Below are 19,990 nucleotides of genomic sequence, written 5' to 3' on the forward strand. Positions count from 1 at the left end.
GGCGCGCACCCTAGTGCGCCGGGAAGGCGCTTGTCACGACTCCCCGACACACCCGGAGCTGCAGCTTTCCGACCTGACGGGGTGAATCGACCACCTTTCGCCGTCCCGTCACACCGTCGGCAGCCCCAGCAGCGCCCGCGCCACGGTCCGGGGCGACTCGTCCCGCTCGCGCGCGAGCGCCACGACGGCGCGGCAGGCGAGTTCGTTGACCCCGAAGGACAACGCCTCCGGCGACACCCAGCCGGCCGCCTCGTCGATGCGGTCCTGATCGTCCTCCGCGCACGCCGAGACGTACGCGGCGGCGGCCTCGAACAGGTTGTGCGGGCGCTTCTTGGCGTCGGGCCCCCGCCCGCCGGGGGCGTCGGCGCGGCCGGCGTCACCTGGGCGCGGCCGCCCGCGCAACGAGTCGAGGAACCTGGCACAAGCCGTACGAACCTTGTCGAACATGGTGAAGGCCTTCCCCCTATGCGGTTGTCATGGTCGGGTTGATCGTTTCATCTCCCTTTACCCAACGTAGAGTTGGAGTCACGGCGGCAGAAGGGGGACGAGACGGTGAAGCGCTTCGAGCGGCTTGAACAGATCCGGCGCATGGACCCGTACGAGGACGCGTTCGAGATCTACCGGCTCACCGCGGCCTACGAGTTCCCCTGGGACTTCACCCGCGCTCTGGAGCTCGCCCTGTACCGCACCTACGCGGTCCCGAGCATCGGCCGCCTGCTGGCCGAAACGGCGGAACTCACGGACCGCTCCCAGAAGCGCTACGACGACACCTCGCTGCTCCTCGACGCCGTCGTGGAGCACGGCTTCGACAGCGAGCAGGGCCGTACGGCCGTGCGCCGCATCAACCGGATGCACCGCAGCTACGACATCAGCAACGACGACATGCGCTACGTGCTCTGCACGTTCGTCGTGATGCCCAAGCGGTGGATCGACGCGTACGGATGGCGCCGCTTGTCACGCCACGAGACCGTGGCCTCCACCGTCCACTACGGCACTCTCGGCCGCCGTATGGGCATCAAGGACATCCCTGGGACCTACGAGGAGTTCGAGGCCTGCCTCGACGCCTACGAGAAGGCCCATTTCGCCTGGGACGAGGACGCGCGACGGGTCTCGGACGCCACGCTCGACCTCATGGCCTCCTGGTACCCGCGGCCGCTCGCTCCTGTCCTGCGGACCGCCACGCTCGCCCTGCTCGACGAACCGCTCCTGAAGGCCTTTCGCTACACCCCGCCGGGCCCGGCCGTCCGCACACTGGTGCGCACAGCCGTACGCGCGCGTGGACGCGCGGTCCGGCTGCTGCCGCCCCGCCGCACCCCGCACTACGCGCGGCAGAACTGGGAGATCAAGGGCTATCCGAACGGCTACCGCCTGGACGAGCTGGGTACCCGCCCGGTGCCCGGCGTACGCGGCTGCCCGGTCCGGCACATCGCCGACGAGTCAGCCGCCCAGTGAGTCCAGGGTCTCGCGCAGCCAGCTGATCTCGGCCCGGGAGGTGGCCCGCGCGATGGTCAGCACACCGCGCCGGAACGGGTCGTCGACCTCCTCGGCACGCAGGGGCCGGTCGCCGTCGTAGAAGAAGCTCGACGGCTCTTCGAGGAAGGCCAGTCGGCGACGGAGTACGGCCGCCTGGGCGGCGGAGTCGTCCAGGTGCCGCAGGAACGTGAGCACCGTGAACCACCGGTTCTCGTCGGTGATGTCGCGCTCGGCCGGCTCGGCGAGCCGTCGGCGCAGTTCGCCCCCGCCCTCCTCGGTGAGCCTGAGGACGTGCCGCGGGGCGGCCACCGCCCCGGGCTCGGTGGCGCGCACCAGCAGACCGGCCTTCTCGAGCCGCTTGATCGCCGGATAGAGGGTGCTCTCCGCCACCGGGCGCACGTGTCCCGTCAGCGCCGTGAGGCGTTTGCGCAGCTCGTAGCCGTGCAGCGGGGTGTCGTACAGGAAGCCGAGGATGGCGAGCTCCAGCATGCCCTCATTCTGCCGGAGAGGTGAGGTACATCGCTGTCGTCGTAATGCGGGCACCGAATATCTCCACTGCGGAATACATCGGCACCGAGGTATAGTGGGTGCCGGAATGATGATCAGCCGGGTGCTCCGAGGGGGAACGATGCGGCAGGCCGAGTTCGACGACAGGGGAAGCCGGGTCCGTTGGACCGAGACGCCGGGTGCGGAACCCGCCCGCGTGTACGTGCACGGACTGGGCGCCGCGTCGGCGGTCTACCACGCGCACGTGGCGGCACGACCCGAACTCGCGGGCCGGCGCAGCCTGTTCGTCGACCTTCCCGGGCACGGTGTCAGCGACCGGCCCGAGCACTTCGGATACACGCTCGAGGAGCACGCCGACGCGCTGGCGGCCGCGCTGGACGCGGCGGCCGTGAGCGGGGCGGAACTCGTCGCCCACAGCATGGGCGGCTCCGTGGCCATCGTCCTCGCCCACCGCCGGCCCGACCTGGTCGCGCGGCTCGTCCTCACGGAGGCCAACCTGGACGCCTGCCCGCCGCCCACCGCGGGCAGCAGCGGCATCGCCGCCTGCACGGAGGAGGAGTTCCTCGACGGCGGGTACGCGCGCGTGCTCGACCGGGTCGGTCCGCTGTGGGCCGCCACGATGCGGCTGGCCGACCCGCGCGCCCTGCACCGCAGCGCCGTCGCGCTCAGGCGCGGCTCCGACCCCGTCATGCGCGAGATCCTGACCGGGCTCGACCGGGTCGACCGGGTGTACCTCCAGGGCGCACTCACCGGGCCGCTCGAGGGAGCGGACGCCCTGGAGAAGGCGGGCGTCCGCGTTGTGACGGTGCCGGGCGCCGGTCACAACGTCATGTTCGACAACCCGGACGCGTTCGTCGAGGCGGTCGCCGCGGGGGTGTGAGCCGTCAGCCCTCCCGGACGGCCAGTGCCAGGAAGCGGTCGTCCTCGTCGACGTACGACGTCATGCGCCAGCCGGCCCCGGCCAGCAGGGGGCGCAGGTTCGGCTCGGCGCGCAGGTCCTGCGGCGTGATCTGCCGGCCCTGCCGGGCCGCGAGCGCGGCCCGGCCGATCGGGTGGAACAACGCCAGGACCCCGCCGGGCCGCACCACCCGGGCCAGCTCCCGCAGGTTCTCCGCCGGCCGGGGCAGATGGGCGATGAGCCCCGCCGCGAACACCGCGTCGAGTGCGCCGGGACGCAGCGGGAGCGCGGCGACGTCGGTGAGCAGCAGCCGCCCGTCGCGGTCGCGCCCGGCCCGTACGGCGGCCTGAAGCATGGCCAGGGTGAGATCGGCCCCCACGACCACCCCCGAGGGCCCGACGGCCGCGCGCAGCGGCGTGAGGGCCCGTCCGGTGCCGCAGCCCGCGTCCAGCACGCGATCCCCCTCCCGCAGTCCGAGCTCGTCGACCGCGGCCGCGTAGGCGGGACCGTCGTCGGGGAAGCGGTCGTCCCAGTCCGCCGCGCGTGCGCCGAAGAACTCCTGGACGTGTGTGTGGTCGTCGCTCATGTTCCGCATGATCCCTCACCGACACGGAGGACGTCGCTGCGCGCACGTTCGAGCGTCAGGCGATCGGATCGGCGCACTTATGCGTCACATTCCCTCACCTTTCGAAATGCGCCCCCTTTGTGCACCCGTGCCCCCACTAGCGTCCCCTGGCCATGGGACACCTGGACCACGCCGCCTTCGGCTGGCTGACCCCCGTGCTGTCGTACGTGATGGCCTGCATAGGCGCCGCCCTCGGTCTTCGCTGCACCGTGCGCGCCCTCGGCGCCACCGGGCGCTCGCGCCGCAACTGGCTGATCACCGCCGCCTCCGCCATCGGCACCGGCATCTGGACCATGCACTTCGTGGCCATGCTCGGCTTCGGCGTCGGCGGCACCGACATCCGCTACGACGTTCCGCTGACCGTGCTCAGCCTTCTCGTCGCCATGGTCGTCGTCTGTGCCGGTGTCTTCGCCGTCGGCTACGGACGCGACCGCACGCGCGCGTTGCTCATCGGCGGTCTCACCACCGGTCTGGGCGTCGCGAGCATGCACTACCTGGGGATGGCCGCGGTCCGCCTGCACGGCGACGTCGTCTACGAACCGGCACGCGTCGCGCTCTCCGTCCTCATCGCCGTCGTCGCCGCGACCGCGGCCCTGTGGGCGGCGCTCAACATCAAGGCGCCGGTCGCCGTCACCGTCGCCTCACTCGTGATGGGGGCGGCGGTCAGCAGCATGCACTACACCGGCATGTTCGCGGTCAGCGTGCGGGTCACGCCGTCCGGAGCGGCACTGCCCGGGGCCACGGCGATGCAGTTCATCTTCCCCCTCGCCGTCGGCCTCGGGTCCTATCTCTTCCTGACCTCGGCCTTCGTCGCCCTGTCGCCCACCACGGGGGAGCGCGCCGCGTCCGCGTCGGCCCAGCAGCCGGGGGAGAGCGTCACCGGCCGCAGGCCGGCCCGGACCGTGTGACGGGCGTGGACGGCACGCCCCCCGAACTTCTTCCGAGCGAGGAGGCCATGCGTACACCCCGGAGGACCCCCACGGCAGGCGCCGACGCGCCGCCGCCCGTGCGCGGCCGTCGCGCCCACGCCGGGCCGCCCGCCGACGAGGGACCGCACGAGCGGACCGGCCCGTCGGCCGACGTCATACCCCTGCGTGCCGGACGCTGGCAGATCCGTCCGCGCACCGTGCGAGCCAAGATCATCTGCCTGCTGATGGTGCCGGCCGTCTCCTTGCTCGCCCTGTGGGCGTACGCCACCGTCAGCACCGCCCAGGACGTCTCCGGGCTGCGTCAACTGCAGCTCGTGGACTCCCAGGTCCGCACCCCCGTGTCGGCCGCGGTGGCCGCCCTGCAGGCCGAGCGGGCGGCCGCCGTCCGGTACGCGACCGGTCCGGCGGCCGGACGGGACACCGACCTCAGGACGCTCGCGCGGCAGACGGACGTGGCCGTGGCCAGGCTCCGGCTCGGCGACCACAGCACCGTCGCCGACGGCCAGGACCTGCCTCGCGCGGTCGCCCGGCGGCTCGAGGCCTTCGTCTCCGCAGCCGAGGGGCTGCGCACCCTGCGGACCGCCGTCCTCGACGGCGGCGCCGACTGGGAGGAGGCCCACGACCGGTACACGACCACGATCTCGGCGGCCTTCTCGGTCGGCGGCGCGCTCTCCGGCATCCAGGACGCGGAACTCGGCTCCGACGCGCGCGTGCTGCTCGAATTCTCCCGCGCGGGCGAGGCGCTGGCCCAGGAGGACGCCGTCCTCGCGGGCGCCCGCCTGTCCGGCCGCCTCGACGGCCGGCGGCTGCGGCTGTTCACCGGCGCCGTCGAGACCCGCCGCGCCCTGACGGAGGCGGCCGTCGCCGACCTGCGCGGCCCCGAACGCACCGCCTGGCAGCGCCTGGCCGCAGGCCGCGACTACGCGGCGCTGGCCGCCGCCGAGGACAGGGCACTCGCGGGCGGACCGGGCAGAAGGGCGATCGCGGCGGCTCCGGCGGCCATCTGGGACAAGGCCCGGGCACGCGTGCAGGACGGCATGCGCGACATCGAGGAGGCCGCCGGGCGGGACGCGGTAGAGCGCGCCGACCCGTTCACCCGCGGGCTGCTCACCCCGGCCGGCGCCGCGGTGCTGTTCGGCCTCGCCGCCGTCGCCGCCTCCCTCGTGATCTCCGTACGCATCGGCCGCGGTCTCGTCGTCGAACTGGTCGGCCTGCGCAACGACGCCCTGGAGATCGCCCGGCGCAAACTCCCCGAGGCCATGCGCAAACTGCGCGCCGGGGAAGAGATCGACATCCGGGCCGAGGCCCCGCCCGGCCCGCCCTCCGAGGACGAGACCGGCCAGGTCGCCGAGGCCCTGACCACCGTGCACCGGGCCGCACTGCGAGCCGCCGTCGAGCGCGCCGAACTCGCCAGCGGCATCTCCGGGGTGTTCGTCAACCTCGCCCGCCGCAGCCAGGTCCTCGTCCACCGCCAGCTGAGCCTCCTGGACAGCATGGAACGCCGCTCCGACGACCCGAACGAACTGAGCGACCTCTTCCGGCTCGACCACCTCACCACCCGCATGCGACGCCACGCCGAGAGCCTGATCATCCTCTCCGGAGCGGCACCCGGCCGGGCCTGGCGCATGCCGGTCTCCCTGACCAACGTGGTCCGGGCCGCCGTCTCCGAGGTCGAGGACTACGCGCGCGTGGAGGTACGACCGCTCCCCGAGGCGTCCGTCGTCGGCGCCGCCGTCGCCGACCTCACCCACCTGCTCGCCGAACTCGTCGAGAACGCGGCCCAGTTCTCACCTCCGCACACACGCGTGCGCATCACCGGTGAACCCGTCGGCAACGGCTACGCCGTCGAGGTCGAGGACCGCGGCCTCGGCATGGGCAAGGAGACCCTCGAAGAGGCCAACCGGCGCATCGCGCAGTCCGAGGCGCTCGACCTGTTCGACAGCGACCGGCTCGGTCTGTTCGTCGTCAGCCGGCTCGCCGCCCGGCACGGCGTCAAGGTGCACCTGCGGACCTCGCCCTACGGCGGCACCACGGCGGTCGTCCTGCTGCCGACGGCCCTGCTGCACACCGGCAAGCCGGAACGTTCCGCCCGGGAGGCGGCGGAGGCGGGGCAGCCGGCGGGACACGCGTACGCGAGGGTGCCCGCACCCGACCGGCCCGCCGCCGAGCAGGAGGCCGTCCCCGCTCCCGCCGACCGGCCCGCGCTGGTCGCCCCCGTCCGGGCCGCCGCCCGCCCGGCGGCCGCCGACCCGCCGCCCCCCGGAGTCACCGCCTTGCGCCTGCACCGCTCACCGGACGACTCCCACGGACCGGACCGCTCCGACGGCTCGGAGGACTTCCACGGACCGGACCACTCCCACGGACCGGACCACTCCCACGGACCGGACCACTCCCACGGACCGGACCACTCCCACGGACCGGACCACTCCCACGGACCGGACCGCTCCGACGGATCGGACGACCTCCCGCGCCGGGTCCGTCAGGCGCACCTCGCCCCCCAGTTGCGCCGGCCGCTTCCCGAGCAACCGGCCCCCGAGGCGCGCCCGCGCGACGACGCCGAACGCACCCCCGAACTCGTCCGGGACCGGATGGCCGCCTACCGGGCCGGCTGGGCACGCGGCGGCGGCAGGCAACCCGGCCGCGGTGCCACCCCGGAATCCGCACCGCGCAGCGACAGCAGCGAAGGAGACCCCGCATGATCCAGGACCCGAGCACGCGGCCGCCCCAGCGGTCCGGTGAACTCGACTGGCTGCTGGACGACTTGGTGATGCGCGTCAGCGAGGTACGGCACGCCGTGGTGCTGTCCAACGACGGCCTGGCCGTCGGCGCCTCCACCGGCCTCAGGCGCGAGGACGCCGAACACCTCGCCGCCGTCGCCTCCGGCTTCCACAGCCTCGCCAAGGGCGCGGGCCGCCACTTCGGCGCCGGCGGCGTCCGTCAGACCATGGTCGAGATGGACGACGGCTTCCTGTTCGTGGCCGCCGCGGGCGACGGCTCCTGCCTCGCCGTCCTCACCGCCGTGACCGCCGACATCGGCCTCGTCGCGTACGAGATGGCGCGGCTGGTCAAACGGGTCGGTGAGCACCTCTTCACCCCGCCGAGGCTCACGACGCGGCCACCCGCCGCCGGATGACACGAGAGAGCGACCGGCCGAGATGACCGAGGACATGACCGGCGTCCCGCGCGAGCTGGGCAGCCAGTGGTACGACAACGAGGCCGGGCCCCTGGTGCGCCCCTACGCCATGACGGGCGGGCGCACCAAACCCGGTCCCACCGGAGTGCGCTTCGATCTGATCGCCCTGGTCACCCTGGACCCGGGCGCGCCCGGCACGGACGGCATGGCGCTCGGGCCCGAACACCGGACGCTCATCGCCCTGTGCCGTACCGAGACCCAGTCCGTCGCCGAACTCGCGGCCGGCGCCGATCTCCCCGTGGGCGTGGTCCGGGTCCTCCTCGGCGACCTTCTGGAACTCGGCTGTGTCACCGTCAGCCGGCCGGTGCCGCCCGCTCACCTGCCCGACGAACGCATCCTGCGTGAGGTGATCGAGGGGCTGCGGGCGCTGTGACCCGTGGCGCACACCTTCGGACCGCGCTTGCGCAGAGGACGGCCAGATCAGGCGAATTTCGGTCGAACTCCCCGGAAAGGGGACCCAGTTGTCATGATGCTGACTTCGCACACCTGCACACAAGCCGTCCTCTCCCGAGAGAAGTGATCCATGGTCCCCGAGCACTCCGATGCCGCGGGTGGCGACACGGCCCCCCTGGCGTTGAAGATTCTGGTCGCCGGCGGGTTCGGCGTGGGCAAGACCACCCTGGTGGGCGCCGTCAGCGAGATCAAGCCGCTGCGCACCGAGGAACTCCTGAGCGAAGCGGGCCAGTGGGTGGACGACACCGGCGGAGTGGACCACAAGGTCACGACGACCGTCGCGATGGACTTCGGCCGGATCACCATCCGCTCCGGCCTCTCCCTCTACCTGTTCGGCACCCCGGGGCAGGACCGCTTCTGGTTCCTGTGGGACGAGCTGTCGCAGGGCGCCCTGGGCGCGGTGGTCCTGGCGGACACCCGGCGCCTGGAGGACTGCTTCCCCGCCGTCGACTACTTCGAGCACCGGCACATCCCGTTCGTCGTCGCCGTCAACTGCTTCGCGGGCGCAAGGAGTCACCGCGCGCAGGACGTCTCGCGGGCCCTCGACCTCGACGGGGGCACCCCGGTCGTCCTGTGCGACGCCCGGGACCGGGACTCGGGCAAGGAGGTGCTGATCCGGCTCGTCGAGTACGCCGGGCGGATGCACACCGCCCGGCTGCTCGACTCGGTGAGCTGACGAGACGGCGTCAGTCGGCGACGGCCTTCATCGCCAGCACCTTGTCGATCCCGACGCGCACGAGCAGTTCACCGGGCACGCCGTTGCGGGCGCCGAACTCCTCGGCACGGTCCTCACCCATGTACCGGGCGCCGATACGGGCCGCCCAGTGACGGACGTCGTCGAGGTCCTCCGTCAGCCGGGCGCGGCCCTGGAGCACCACGTAGCCGAACGGCGGCCGGTCGTCGTCCACACACAGGGCGACCCGGCCGTCCCGCGCCAGATTGCGGCCCTTCACCGTCTCCTTGCCGGTGTTGAACACCACCTCGTCACCGTCGAGCACGAACCAGATCGGTGCCACGTGCGGACTGCCGTCGGCCCGCACCGTGGACAGCTTTCCCGTGCGGGTGCCGTACGAGACGAACGCCCGCCACTCTTCGTCGGTCATCTTCTGCGCCATGCCGCCATCCTCCTTGCTCCGGCGGCGGGTCCTGGGTAAGGCTGGCGGGCGTTTCCTCCGGCGAGGCGGAGGCGACACGGGGGACATCACACGGGGAACGTCACCACGGGGAGACGGAACATGGCGCAGAACCAGGGACTGGGCTGGCTGCTGGACGACCTGACCCAGCGCGTCGACCATGTCCGGCACGCGCTGGTGCTGTCCAACGACGGGCTGGTCGCGGGCGCGAGCACCGGACTGCGCCGCGAGGACGCCGAGCACCTCGCCGCGGTCTCGTCCGGACTGCACAGCCTGGCCAAGGGATCCGGGCGGCACTTCGGCGCGGGGCAGGTACGGCAGACCATGATCGAGTTCGATGACGCGCTGCTGTTCGTCACCGCCGCGGGCTCGGGGAGCTGTCTGTGCGTGCTCAGCGGCGCGGAGGCCGACATGGGCCACGTCGCCTACGAGATGACCCTGCTCGTCAGCCGGGTCGGCGAGCACCTGACCGTGGACGCACGGCAGCCCGACCGGGCCCCGCTGACAGACCTCTGACCTGGGTTTTTCTCGGCTTCCCCGGAGTTATCCACAGGCTCGCCACGGGATCCGCGATTCCGGCTACGGTCTTTTCCGAGGCCACCGCGGATCGACCGCGGGCCGCCTGATCCCACTTCACTCCACGGGGGAGACCGATCATGTCCGGAAACACCGTCGCACCACAGCGAGCCCCGTCCTGCTCCCCGAGCCGCGCCGCTCGGGAACTGGGCCTGAAGCGCAGCGAGTTCGACCTCGCCGTGCATCTGGGGCGCATCAGGACCGTCCCCGACGAAGGCGGCGGGGGCCGCCTGGTGCCCCGCGCGGAGATCGACCGGCTGCTCGGTTCGGCCGGGGAGGTGCGCGAGGACGTCCGGGTCGTGGGCACGGGCGAGGGCGCCGCCCTCATGAACGTCCCGGCCTCCCGGTTCACCCGCCTCGCGCGACTGGGGCTGCTCGTCCCGGTCAAGTTCTATCTCAACCGCTATCGGGCCGTCGTCTGGCTGTACCTGGCCGCGGAAGCGGAGCAGTTCGCGGCCGACGAGAACAACGCGCCTTGGCTCAACGGCCGGACACCCGAGCGGATGCGCGCGCACATGGCCGCGGGCCTGGACCTGCGGGCCCGGAACTGGCGGGGCCGCCACCTGGGCTTCCTGCTCCGGCTCGCCGACGGGCCCTGGCAACGGGCCGGAGCCCTGTCCGGTTTCCTCGACCCCCTGCACGTCGCGGAACTCGTGGAGGATCCCTACGAGCGCTCCCACCTGAACCGGTTCCGGCCCGGACCGCCCGCCCATGGCGCACCGGGGACCCCGGCCGGGCATCTCGTCGAGAAGCTCATGACGGCGGACGACCCCGACGAGATCGGATGGCTGAGGTCCGACCTGGTCCGCACCCTGGCTGAGGCCCGCGCGCAGGAACCCGCGCCACGGCCCGCCCCGACTCCGCCGGCCCCGTCCGCCCCCGCTGTACGGCCGGTTCCGCACCCGCACCCGTCCCCGCCTCCGGCGCCGGAACCGGGGACGCCGGAGCGGCCCCGGCGCTCGCCGCGCGGCCTGCTGAGCCGGCTGTGCCGCAGAAGCTCCTGACGCCCGCGTGCTACAGCGCGCGGAACAGGCCTTCCTGGACGACCGACACCAGCAGACGGCCGTGGAGGTCGTAGATCCGCCCGCGGGCCAGCCCGCGTCCGCCGGTCGCGATCGGTGACTCCTGGTCGTACAGGAACCACTCGTCCGCGCGGAACGGCCGGTGGAACCACATCGCGTGGTCCAGCGACGCCATGTCGAAGTTCCGCGGACCCCACAGGGGTTCCACCGGCAGGCGGACGGCGTCCAGGAGGGTCATGTCACTGGCGTACGTCAGGGCGCAGGTGTGCACGAGCGGATCGTCGCCCAGCGGCCCGACCGCGCGCATCCACACCGCGCTGCGCGGCTCGGCGCCCTTGACGTCCTCCGCGCTCCAGCGCAGCCGGTCCGCGTACCGGATGTCGAAGGGCTGACGGCGCGCCATCCGCTCCAACTGCTCCGGCAGTGCCCCGAGATGCGCCCGGACCTCCTCCGTCACCGTCGGCAGCGACTCCGGGTCCGGGACCTCGCGGGCCGGCGGCAGCTGGTGCTCGAAGGGACCTTCCTCAGGCTTGTGAAAGGAGGCGGTGAGATTGAAGATCGTGCGGCCCTGCTGCACGGCGGTGACCCGGCGGGTCGTGAACGACCGCCCGTCCCGCACCCGTTCGACCTGGTACACGATCGGCACGCCCGGCCGGCCCGGGCGCAGGAAGTACGCGTGCAGCGAGTGCACGGGCCGGTCGCCCTCGGTGGTCCGGCCGGCCGCGACCAGCGCCTGGCCGGCCACCTGGCCGCCGAAGACCCGCTGCAGGGACTCCTGCGGACTGCGTCCCCGGAAGATGTTGACCTCGATCTGCTCCAGGTCGAGCAGGTCGACGAGCCTGTCGGCGGGGTTCGTCATCGGTGCGCTTCTCCTGTGCCTAGCGCTGTCGTCACAGTTGGCCCACGTCCGTGACGCGGACGACCGCCCGGCCCTCCGCGTCGGAGGCCGTGAGGTCGATCTCCGCGCTGATGCCCCAGTCGTGGTCGTCGGCGGGGTCGTCGAAGATCTGGCGGACCCGCCACAGACCGTTCTGCGGCTCCTCCTGGATCACCAGCAGTTTGGGTCCGCGCGCGTCCGGCCCCGTGCCGAGGTCGTCGTACTCGTCCCAGTACTTGTCCATCGCCTCGCCCCACGCGTCGGCGTCCCAGCCGGACTCGGCGTCCAGTTCGCCCAGCTCCTCGACCTGGTCCAGAGCCGCCAGCTCGACCCGCCGGAACATCGCGTTGCGGACCAGGACCCGGAAGGCCCTCGCGTTGGCGGTGACCGGCTTGACCTCGTCGGCCTTCTCCTGGGCCTCCTCGGCGGTCATCTCCTCCGGGTTGGCGAGCTGCTCCCACTCGTCCAGCAGGCTGGAGTCCACCTGGCGCACCATCTCGCCCAGCCACTCGATCAGGTCCTGCAGGTCCTCCGACTTGAGGTCGTCGGGGACGGTGTGGTCGAGGGCCTTGTAGGCGCTGGCCAGGTAGCGCAGCACGATGCCCTCGGTACGGGCCAGCTCGTAGTGCGACACCAGCTCCGTGAAGGACATCGCCCGCTCGTACATGTCACGGATGACGGACTTCGGCGACAAGGGGTGGTCGCCGACCCACGGATGGCTCTTGCGGTACGTGTTGTAGGCGTGGAAGAGCAGCTCCTCCAGAGGCTTCGGGTACGTGATGTCCTGGAGCCGCTCCATGCGCTCCTCGTACTCGACACCGTCCGCCTTCATCGCGGCCACGGCCTCGCCGCGCGCCTTGTTCTGCTGGGCGGCCAGGATCTGCCGCGGGTCGTCCAGCGTGGACTCGACGACGGAGACCATGTCCAGCGCGTACGAGGGCGACTCGGGGTCGAGGAGTTCGAACGCGGCCAGCGCGAACGTGGACAGCGGCTGGTTCAGCGCGAAGTCCTGCTGCAGGTCCACGGTGAGGCGGACGATCCGGCCGGTGGCGTCCGGCTCGTCCAGCTTCTCGACGATCCCGCCGTCCAGCAGCGAGCGGTAGATCGCGATCGCGCGCCGGATGTGCCGCAGCTGCTGCCGGCGCGGCTCGTGGTTGTCCTCCAGCAGATGGCGCATCGCCTCGAAGGCGTTGCCGGGCCGGGCGATCACCGACAGCAGCATCGTGTGCGTCACCCGGAACCGGGATGTCAGCGGCTCCGGCTCCGACTCGATCAGCTTCTCGAAGGTGTTCTCCGTCCAGCCGACGAAGCCCTCCGGCGCCTTCTTGCGCACCACCTTGCGGCGCTTCTTCGGGTCGTCGCCCGCCTTGGCGAGCGCCTTCTCGTTCTCGATGACGTGCTCGGGCGCCTGCGCGACCACGAAACCGGCCGTGTCGAAGCCGGCCCGCCCGGCCCGGCCGGCGATCTGGTGGAACTCACGCGCCCGAAGGGTGCGCACCCGGTTGCCGTCGTACTTCGTCAGCGCCGTGAACAGCACCGTGCGGATGGGCACGTTGACACCGACGCCGAGCGTGTCCGTACCGCAGATCACCTTCAGCAGTCCGGCCTGGGCGAGCTTCTCCACCAGACGCCGGTACTTGGGCAGCATGCCGGCGTGGTGGACGCCGATGCCGTGCCGTACGTACCGGGAGAGGTTGCGGCCGAACTTGGTGGTGAAGCGGAAGTTGCCGATCAGCTCGGCGATCTGCTCCTTCTCCTCACGCGAGCACATGTTGATGCTCATCAGCGCCTGCGCCCGCTCCACCGCCTGCGCCTGCGTGAAGTGCACGATGTAGACGGGCGCCTGCTTCGTCTCCAGCAGGTCGGTGAGCGTCTCCGTCATCGGGGTGTAGCGGTACTCGTAGGACAGCGGCACGGGCCGGGTCGCCGAGCGGACCACCGCGGTCGGGCGGCCGGTGCGGCGAGTGAGGTCCTTCTCGAAGAAGGAGACGTCGCCGAGCGTCGCCGACATGAGGACGAACTGCGCCTGCGGCAGCTCCAGGATGGGGATCTGCCAGGCCCAGCCGCGGTCGCCCTCGGCGTAGAAGTGGAACTCGTCCATGACGACCTGGCCGACGTCCGCGTGCTTGCCGTCGCGCAGTGCGATCGAGGCGAGCACCTCGGCGGTGCAGCAGATGACCGGGGCGTCGGAGTTGACGGACGCGTCGCCGGTCAGCATGCCCACGTTCTCCGTGCCGAAGATCTTGCACAGCTCGAAGAACTTCTCCGACACCAGCGCCTTGATCGGGGCGGTGTAGAAGGTGACCTCGTCCCGTGCGAGGGCCGCGAAGTGCGCGGCCGCCGCGATCATGCTCTTGCCGGAGCCGGTCGGCGTCGACACGATCACGTTCGCCCCGGAGACCACCTCGATCAGCGCCTCCTCCTGGTGGGGGTAGAGCGTCAGACCGCGCTCCTCGGCCCAGGACTCGAAGGCTTCGTACAGGGCGTCGGGATCTGCGGTCGGTGGCAACTGATCGATGAGGGTCACGCCCCCATCTTGCCTGCCCGCGCGCCCGATGGGGGAATCGGCTGCCGGCCCGAAGATCACGGCCGCTACGCTGTGTCGCCGACGGAGCGTCAACGCACCCGGTCAACTGGACAGCGGCACACAAGGAACAGGGCGGGCAACGGCCATGATGGGACCAGCACACTCACTGTCGGGAGCCGCCGCCTGGCTCGGCGTCGGTGCGGCGGCCGCGGCAGCCGGCCACACCATGCCCTGGCCGGTCCTCCTGTGCGGTGCGCTGATCTGCGCCGGTGCGGCGCTCGCACCGGACCTCGACCACAAGGCCGCCACGATCTCCCGCGCCTTCGGACCCCTCTCGCGCTGGCTGTGCGAGGTCGTCGACAAGCTCTCCTACGCCGTCTACAAGGGCACCAGGAAGCAGGGCGACCCGCGTCGCTCCGGCGGGCACCGCACACTCACCCACACCTGGCTGTGGGCCGTCATGATCGGCGCGGGCGCCTCGGCGCTGGCGATCGCCGGTGGCCGCTGGGCGGTGCTGGCGATCCTCTTCGTGCACATGGTGCTGGCGATCGAGGGCCTGCTGTGGCGGGCGGCGCGGGGCTCCAGCAGCGATGTGCTGGTGTGGCTGCTGGCCGCGACCAGCGCGTGGATCCTCGCCGGCGTGCTGGACAAGCCCGGCAACGGCGCGGGCTGGCTGTTCACGGAGCCCGGTCAGGAGTACCTGTGGCTCGGGCTGCCGATCCTGCTCGGCGCCCTGGTGCACGACATCGGGGACGCGCTGACCGTCTCCGGCTGCCCGGTGCTGTGGCCCATCCCGATCGGGCGCAAGCGCTGGTATCCGGTGGGTCCGCCCAAGGCGATGCGGTTCCGGGCCGGCAGCTGGGTCGAGCTGAAGGTGCTGATGCCGGTGTTCATGCTGCTCGGGGGAGTGGGCGCGGCGGCGGCGCTGAACGTCATCTGACGCGGGCCGCGGGCGGGGGCGGGCGCTCAGGCGCTTCCGCCCTCGCCGTAGCGGCGCTCGAAGCGGGCGACGCGGCCCTCCGTGTCCACCGTGCGGGCCTTCCCGGTGTAGAAGGGGTGGCTCTCCGAGGAGATCTCCACCTCCACCACGGGGTACGTCTCGCCGTCGTCCCACTCGATCGTCCGGTCGCTGGTCGCGGTGGACCGGGTGAGGAAGGCGTATCCGGCGGCGCGGTCGCGGAAGACGACCGGGTGGTAGTCGGGGTGCTTGTCCTGCTGCATGAGGGCTCCTCGTCGTCGTGTCGGGGCGACGGAACAGGTGCGCGCCGGTCAGCCGGACAGGGTGTCCTCGTCGACGATGTGCATCGCGGCCTCCTCCGCGGAAGCGGCCGCGCCGTCGATGCCGACATCGGTGGCCACCAGGGCGCTCTCCTCGTCCTCGTGGGTCCCCTCGTCCGGTGCCACGAGCCGGCCCGACCGGGCCGCGCCGACCTCGTTGTCGAGGAGTTCCCCGTCGGTGCCGTCGCAGTCGCCGATGCCGTCCCCGTCGGGGGCGGCGAGGTCGGGCATCTCCTCCGCGAGCCGCTGGTCCAGGGTCTCGCCCTGCCGACGCTCCGCGGCCGTCACCCCGGTGTGTTCCACGGCCCAGGGCCGCTCCGGAGGGGACCAGCCGCGGTCCAGGGGATCCGCGACGCCGTCGTCCACGAGCGTGTCCTCCGCGTCGAGCAGTCCCGTGTCCTCCTGGATGTCGGAGGCGTCGGGCTGGTAGACGTCGTCCCCCCATCCGTCGGCGCTGTTCACGGGTACCTCCAGGGGGTGACGGGCCCGTTCTCACCGCGATCGGCGGTGCGGCACCGCCGTACGGGGCACCGGCCGGGCCCGGCGTGCCGCGGACGGATCCGGGCCGTGCCCCGCGCGGGTGCCGGTATCCAGCGTTCCATCCCGCTTCGGCACCGCGCAACGCCAGAGCGGAGGTGGAGCCGGGACCGGTGCGCCGGGGCCGGTGCGCCGGGCGGTGTACCCGCGACGGCCCACAGGCCCGCTGCGGGTCGGCGGGTGTCCCCGCCGACGCGCTGCCCGGCCCCGCCCGCCGGCGCTGCCGCCGACGGCACCCCCTCACCCGTGCCAGGACCGCCACAGCGCCGCGTACGCCCCGTCCGCCGCGACCAGCTCCGTGTGGCTGCCCAGCTCGCTGATGCGGCCGTTCTCGACGACGGCGATGACATCGGCGTCATGGGCGGTGTGCAGGCGGTGGGCGATGGCGACGACGGTGCGGCCGTCCAGGACCCGGGCGAGGGACCGTTCCAGGTGCCGGGCGGCACGCGGGTCGAGCAGCGAGGTCGCCTCGTCCAGGACCAGGGTGTGCGGATCGGCCAGCACCAGCCGGGCCAGCGCGATCTGCTGGGCCTGCGCCGGAGTGAGCGCGACCCCGCCCGAGCCGACCTCGGTGTCCAGGCCGTCGTCCAGCGCGCGGGCCCAGGCGTCCGCGTCGACCGCGCCCAGGGCCGCCCACAGCTCGGCGTCCTCGGCCCCGGTCCGGGCGAGCCGCAGATTGTCCCGCAGGGAGCCGACGAAGACGTGGTGCTCCTGGTTGACGAGCGCCACGTGGGAGCGGACCCGCTCGGCGGTCATCCGGGACAGCTCGGCGCCCCCGAGGGTGATCCGGCCGTCGCGCGGCGCGTAGATGCCGGCGAGGAGGCGGCCCAGGGTGGACTTGCCCGCGCCCGAGGGTCCGACCAGGGCCAGCCGGGTTCCCGGGGCGACCTCCAGGGACACCTTGCGCAGTACGTCGACGCCCTCGCGGTAGCCGAAGTGGACCCGCTCGGCGAGCACGTCCCGCCCGTCCGGCGCCAGCCCGCTCTCCCCGGCGTCCGGCTCGATGTCCCGCACCCCGACGAGACGGGCCAGCGACACCTGCGCGACCTGCAGCTCGTCGTACCAGCGCAGGATGAGGTTCACCGGGTCGACGAGCATCTGGGCCAGCAGCGCCCCGGTGGTCAGCTGGCCGACGCCGATCCAGCCCCGCAGGACGAACACGCCGCCGAGCATCAGGACCGAGCCGAGCACCGTGACGTGCACCAGGTTGACGACCGGGAACAGCACCGACCTCAGCCACAGGGTGTAGCGCTCCCAGGCGGTCCACTGCCGGATCCGCAGCTTCGACAGCTCGACGCGGCGGTCGCCGAGGCGGTGGGCCTCGACGGTGCGACCGGCGTCCACGGTCTCGGCCAGGGCGGCGGCCACCGCGGCGTACCCGGCGGCCTCCGAGCGGTAGCCGGACGGCGCCCGCTTGAAGTACCAGCGGCAGCCGGCCACCAGCAGCGGCACCGCGACCAGCACGGCCGGCGCGAGGGGCGGTGCCATGACGACGAGACCGCCGAGCAGCAGCCCGGCCCACATCACGCCGATGGTCAGCTGGGGCACGGCCTCGCGCATCGCGTTGGCCAGCCGGTCGATGTCGGTGGTGATGCGGGACAGCAGGTCCCCCGTACCGGCCCGCTCCAGCACGCCCGGCGGCAGCCGGACCGAGCGGACGAGGAAGTCCTCGCGCAGATCGGCCAGCATGCGCTCGCCGAGCATGGCGCCGCGCAGCCGCACCTGATGGACGAAGGCGGCCTGGACGACCAGAGCGAGCACGAACAGCGTGGCGGTGAACCCCAGACGGAGCTCGCGCGTGCCGTCGGACAGCCGTTCCACCAGATCGCCCAGGAGCCACGGGCCGACCATCGAGGCGACCGTGGCGACGGTGTTGACGAGCAGCAGGACCAGGAAGGCACGGCGATGCCGGCGCAGCAGTTCGGCCACGTAGGCGCGTACGGTCGCGGGGGCGCCGACGGGCAGCGTGTTCGCCGTCGTCGGTGCCGCCGGATCGTACTCCGGTGGCGGCACGCCGATCATGCGGTCTCCTCGATCTCTTCCAGTTCGTTCAGCTTGTTCTCGCCGAGCCGGGTCAGCGCGTCGCCCAGAGCCGTCTCCTCGTCGGTCTCGCGGGTGACCACGGCCCGGTACCGGGGCTCGCCGAGCAGCAGTTCCCTGTGCTCACCGGCCGCTGCGACCTTGCCCTCGTGCACGAGCACCACCCGGTCCGCCCGGTCGAGCAGCAGCGGGGACGAGGTGAACACCACCGTCGTGCGGCCCGACCGCAGTTCCCTAAGCCCCTCGGCGATCCGTGCCTCGGTGTGCGAGTCCACGGCGGAGGTGGGCTCGTCCAGGACCAGGACCTCCGGGTCGGTGAGCAGCGACCGGGCCAGGGCGAGCCGCTGCCGCTGGCCTCCGGACAGCGAGCGGCCGCGTTCGGTGATGCGGGCGTCCATCGGGTCGTCGGCGTCCAGGGAGCCCTGCACCAGGGCGTCCAGGACGTCCCCGCACTGGGCGGCGGCCAGAGCGGCCCGCGCGGCCACGGCGCCCGACGCGGGCACGTCGAGCAGTTCGCGCAGTGAACCGGACAGCAGTACCGGGTCCTTGTCCTGCACGAGGACGGCCGTGCGGGCGGTGTCCAGCGGGAGTTCGTCCAGCGGGACGCCGCCGAGCAGCACCGACGGTCCGTCCTCCGGCGGATGGCCGCCCAGCCGTTCGGCGAGCCGCCCGGCCGCGTCCGGGTCGCCGCACACCACCGCGGTGAGCCGGGCGGCCGGGGCGAGCAGTCCGGTCGACGGGTCGTACAGGTCGCCGGAGGGAAGGTCCGCCGCGCGCGATCCGCCGGCGTCCGTGACCCGTTCCAGGGACAGCACTCTCGCTGCGCGTGTGGCCGAGGGCCGCGAGAAGGAGTAGGCCATCGCGATCTCCTCGAAGTGCCTGAGGGGATAGGTCAGCACCATCACGGAGCTGTAGACCGTGACCAGTTCACCGACGGAGACCCGGCCCTCGCGGACCAGATGGACGCCGTAGCAGACGACCGCGATCAGCAGCAGGCCCGGCAGCAGCACCTGGAGGGCGGTGATGAGGGACCACATACGGGCGCTGCGCACGGCCGCGTGCCGGACCTCCTGGGAGGCGCGGCGGTAGCGGTCGAGGAAGAGTTCCTCGCCGCCGATGCCGCGCAGCACGCGCAGGCCCGCCACGGTGTCCGAGGCCAGTTCGGTGGCGCGCCCCGCCTTCTCGCGCTGGAAGTCGGCCCGGCGCGTCGCGCGGGGCAGCAGCGGCAGCACCGCGAGGGCGAGGACGGGCAGCCCCAGGGCGACCACGATGCCGAGGGCCGGCTGGTAGACGACCAGGCCCACGCAGACCAGCACGACCGTCAGCGCCGCGGCGGTGAAGCGGGAGACGGCTTCCACGAACCAGCCGATCTTCTCGACGTCACCGGTGGAGACGGCCACGACCTCGCCGGCCGCCACCCGCCGGGTCAGCGCCGATCCGAGGTGCGAGGCCTGGCGGGCGAGCAGCTGCTGGACGCGCGCGGCGGCGGTGATCCAGTTGGTGACGGCGGCCCGGTGCAGGAAGGTGTCGCCGAGCGCGGTGGCCGCACCGCACAGGGCCATCAGTCCCCCGATGAGGGCGAGCCGGGTCCCGGAACGGTCGACCACGGCCTCGATGGCGAGGCCCACGCAGAACGGCTGTGCGGAGACGGCGACGAAGTGCAGCAGGCCCCAGGCCAGGGATTTCAGCTGGCCGCCCAGTTGGTTGCGGCCGAGCCACCACAGGAAGCGAGGTCCCGAGCGCGCGTCCGGCACACCCGGGTCGGGATACGGAAGGTCTTGGATCTGCATGACGTCCCAGTGGCTCGTGTCAGGGGGTGAGGGGGGAGAGAGGCGGGTGAACGCACGAGAAGGACCCGCGCGGAGCGGCAACAAACCGTGAAAGGTTCGCGTCGCAGCGTGGTCGGAATCAACTGGTTTTCC

Annotated in this window: 20 protein-coding genes; 10 read left to right on the forward strand and 10 right to left on the reverse strand. The window is 72.5% G+C overall.

Going from position 1 to position 19,990, the window contains the following annotated elements:
- Nucleotides 1-108: 108 nt before the first annotated feature.
- Nucleotides 109-447, reverse strand: a complete 339-nt coding sequence (locus tag ACFY2L_RS24400; protein ID WP_390823364.1) for a hypothetical protein — start codon at nucleotides 445-447, stop codon at nucleotides 109-111.
- A 105-nt stretch (nucleotides 448-552) separates the two neighbouring features.
- On the opposite strand from ACFY2L_RS24400, the gene ACFY2L_RS24405 reads away from it, so the two are divergent.
- Nucleotides 553-1,452: an oxygenase MpaB family protein gene (locus tag ACFY2L_RS24405; protein WP_390823365.1), complete on the forward strand. Its 900-nt coding sequence runs from the start codon at nucleotides 553-555 to the stop codon at nucleotides 1,450-1,452.
- Here the strand turns inward: ACFY2L_RS24405 and ACFY2L_RS24410 are convergent.
- On the reverse strand, nucleotides 1,438-1,962 hold the full coding sequence (locus ACFY2L_RS24410; protein ID WP_390657478.1) for a PadR family transcriptional regulator: 525 nt from the start codon (nucleotides 1,960-1,962) through the stop codon (nucleotides 1,438-1,440). The two genes, ACFY2L_RS24405 and ACFY2L_RS24410, sit on opposite strands and share 15 nt — an antisense overlap.
- 139 nt (nucleotides 1,963-2,101) lie before the next feature.
- Between ACFY2L_RS24410 and ACFY2L_RS24415 the strand changes: the two genes are divergently transcribed.
- Nucleotides 2,102-2,860 carry an alpha/beta fold hydrolase gene (locus tag ACFY2L_RS24415; RefSeq protein ID WP_390657479.1) on the forward strand — a complete coding sequence of 253 codons (759 nt, stop codon included), beginning with the start codon at nucleotides 2,102-2,104 and terminating at the stop codon, nucleotides 2,858-2,860.
- Nucleotides 2,861-2,864: 4 nt separating this feature from the next.
- On the opposite strand, the gene ACFY2L_RS24420 is transcribed toward ACFY2L_RS24415, so the two are convergent.
- Nucleotides 2,865-3,464 carry a class I SAM-dependent methyltransferase gene (locus ACFY2L_RS24420; RefSeq protein ID WP_390823366.1) on the reverse strand — a complete coding sequence of 200 codons (600 nt, stop codon included), beginning with the start codon at nucleotides 3,462-3,464 and terminating at the stop codon, nucleotides 2,865-2,867.
- Nucleotides 3,465-3,616: 152 nt separating this feature from the next.
- Here ACFY2L_RS24420 and ACFY2L_RS24425 point away from each other — a divergent pair, with 152 nt between their 5' ends.
- The 5 genes from ACFY2L_RS24425 to ACFY2L_RS24445 all read left to right on the forward strand — a co-directional run bounded on the left by ACFY2L_RS24425 (nucleotide 3,617) and on the right by ACFY2L_RS24445 (nucleotide 8,754).
- Nucleotides 3,617-4,411, forward strand: coding sequence for an MHYT domain-containing protein (locus tag ACFY2L_RS24425; protein WP_390823367.1), 795 nt, complete (start codon nucleotides 3,617-3,619; stop codon nucleotides 4,409-4,411).
- Between the two features lie 47 nt (nucleotides 4,412-4,458).
- On the forward strand, nucleotides 4,459-7,131 hold the full coding sequence (locus ACFY2L_RS24430) for a nitrate- and nitrite sensing domain-containing protein (RefSeq protein ID WP_390823368.1): 2,673 nt from the start codon (nucleotides 4,459-4,461) through the stop codon (nucleotides 7,129-7,131).
- Nucleotides 7,128-7,565, forward strand: coding sequence for a roadblock/LC7 domain-containing protein (locus ACFY2L_RS24435; protein WP_390657483.1), 438 nt, complete (start codon nucleotides 7,128-7,130; stop codon nucleotides 7,563-7,565). Before ACFY2L_RS24430 ends, ACFY2L_RS24435 begins: the two co-directional genes overlap by 4 nt.
- Nucleotides 7,566-7,587: 22 nt before the next feature.
- Entirely contained in the window at nucleotides 7,588-7,998 is a 411-nt protein-coding gene (locus ACFY2L_RS24440) for a DUF742 domain-containing protein (protein ID WP_390823369.1), read from the forward strand.
- A 150-nt stretch (nucleotides 7,999-8,148) separates the two neighbouring features.
- Nucleotides 8,149-8,754, forward strand: a complete 606-nt coding sequence (locus ACFY2L_RS24445; protein ID WP_390657485.1) for an ATP/GTP-binding protein — start codon at nucleotides 8,149-8,151, stop codon at nucleotides 8,752-8,754.
- Nucleotides 8,755-8,764: 10 nt separating this feature from the next.
- Here ACFY2L_RS24445 and ACFY2L_RS24450 read toward each other — a convergent pair whose 3' ends face one another.
- Nucleotides 8,765-9,193, reverse strand: coding sequence for a PPOX class F420-dependent oxidoreductase (locus ACFY2L_RS24450; RefSeq protein ID WP_390657486.1), 429 nt, complete (start codon nucleotides 9,191-9,193; stop codon nucleotides 8,765-8,767).
- Nucleotides 9,194-9,313: 120 nt separating this feature from the next.
- Between ACFY2L_RS24450 and ACFY2L_RS24455 the strand changes: the two genes are divergently transcribed.
- Both ACFY2L_RS24455 and ACFY2L_RS24460 read left to right on the forward strand, forming a co-directional pair.
- Nucleotides 9,314-9,727, forward strand: a complete 414-nt coding sequence (locus ACFY2L_RS24455; RefSeq protein ID WP_390657487.1) for a roadblock/LC7 domain-containing protein — start codon at nucleotides 9,314-9,316, stop codon at nucleotides 9,725-9,727.
- Between the two features lie 140 nt (nucleotides 9,728-9,867).
- Nucleotides 9,868-10,791, forward strand: a complete 924-nt coding sequence (locus ACFY2L_RS24460; RefSeq protein ID WP_390823370.1) for a DUF6397 family protein — start codon at nucleotides 9,868-9,870, stop codon at nucleotides 10,789-10,791.
- 10 nt (nucleotides 10,792-10,801) lie between these two features.
- On the opposite strand, the gene ACFY2L_RS24465 is transcribed toward ACFY2L_RS24460, so the two are convergent.
- Both ACFY2L_RS24465 and ACFY2L_RS24470 read right to left on the reverse strand, forming a co-directional pair.
- Entirely contained in the window at nucleotides 10,802-11,668 is an 867-nt protein-coding gene (locus ACFY2L_RS24465; protein ID WP_390657489.1) for an acyl-CoA thioesterase, read from the reverse strand.
- Between the two features lie 31 nt (nucleotides 11,669-11,699).
- Nucleotides 11,700-14,213, reverse strand: coding sequence for a DEAD/DEAH box helicase (locus ACFY2L_RS24470; RefSeq protein ID WP_390657490.1), 2,514 nt, complete (start codon nucleotides 14,211-14,213; stop codon nucleotides 11,700-11,702).
- A gap of 145 nt (nucleotides 14,214-14,358) precedes the next feature.
- Here ACFY2L_RS24470 and ACFY2L_RS24475 point away from each other — a divergent pair, with 145 nt between their 5' ends.
- Nucleotides 14,359-15,153, forward strand: a complete 795-nt coding sequence (locus ACFY2L_RS24475; RefSeq protein ID WP_390823371.1) for a metal-dependent hydrolase — start codon at nucleotides 14,359-14,361, stop codon at nucleotides 15,151-15,153.
- Between the two features lie 26 nt (nucleotides 15,154-15,179).
- Here ACFY2L_RS24475 and ACFY2L_RS24480 read toward each other — a convergent pair whose 3' ends face one another.
- The 4 genes from ACFY2L_RS24480 to ACFY2L_RS24495 all read right to left on the reverse strand — a co-directional run bounded on the left by ACFY2L_RS24480 (nucleotide 15,180) and on the right by ACFY2L_RS24495 (nucleotide 19,858).
- On the reverse strand, nucleotides 15,180-15,434 hold the full coding sequence (locus ACFY2L_RS24480; protein WP_390823372.1) for a type B 50S ribosomal protein L31: 255 nt from the start codon (nucleotides 15,432-15,434) through the stop codon (nucleotides 15,180-15,182).
- A gap of 48 nt (nucleotides 15,435-15,482) precedes the next feature.
- Nucleotides 15,483-15,953: a DUF5709 domain-containing protein gene (locus ACFY2L_RS24485; RefSeq protein WP_390657493.1), complete on the reverse strand. Its 471-nt coding sequence runs from the start codon at nucleotides 15,951-15,953 to the stop codon at nucleotides 15,483-15,485.
- A 315-nt stretch (nucleotides 15,954-16,268) separates the two neighbouring features.
- Nucleotides 16,269-18,050 (reverse strand): ABC transporter ATP-binding protein, encoded by a 1,782-nt coding sequence (locus ACFY2L_RS24490; RefSeq protein ID WP_390657494.1) that lies wholly within the window; start codon nucleotides 18,048-18,050, stop codon nucleotides 16,269-16,271.
- Complete coding sequence (locus ACFY2L_RS24495) at nucleotides 18,047-19,858, reverse strand: ABC transporter transmembrane domain-containing protein (RefSeq protein ID WP_390823374.1); 1,812 nt, start codon at nucleotides 19,856-19,858, stop codon at nucleotides 18,047-18,049. The genes ACFY2L_RS24490 and ACFY2L_RS24495 overlap by 4 nt, the downstream gene beginning before the upstream one ends.
- Between the last annotated feature and the right edge of the window lie 132 nt (nucleotides 19,859-19,990).

This window comes from Streptomyces sp. NPDC001381, from assembly GCF_042895685.1.
In the GTDB taxonomy this organism is placed as follows: domain Bacteria; phylum Actinomycetota; class Actinomycetes; order Streptomycetales; family Streptomycetaceae; genus Streptomyces.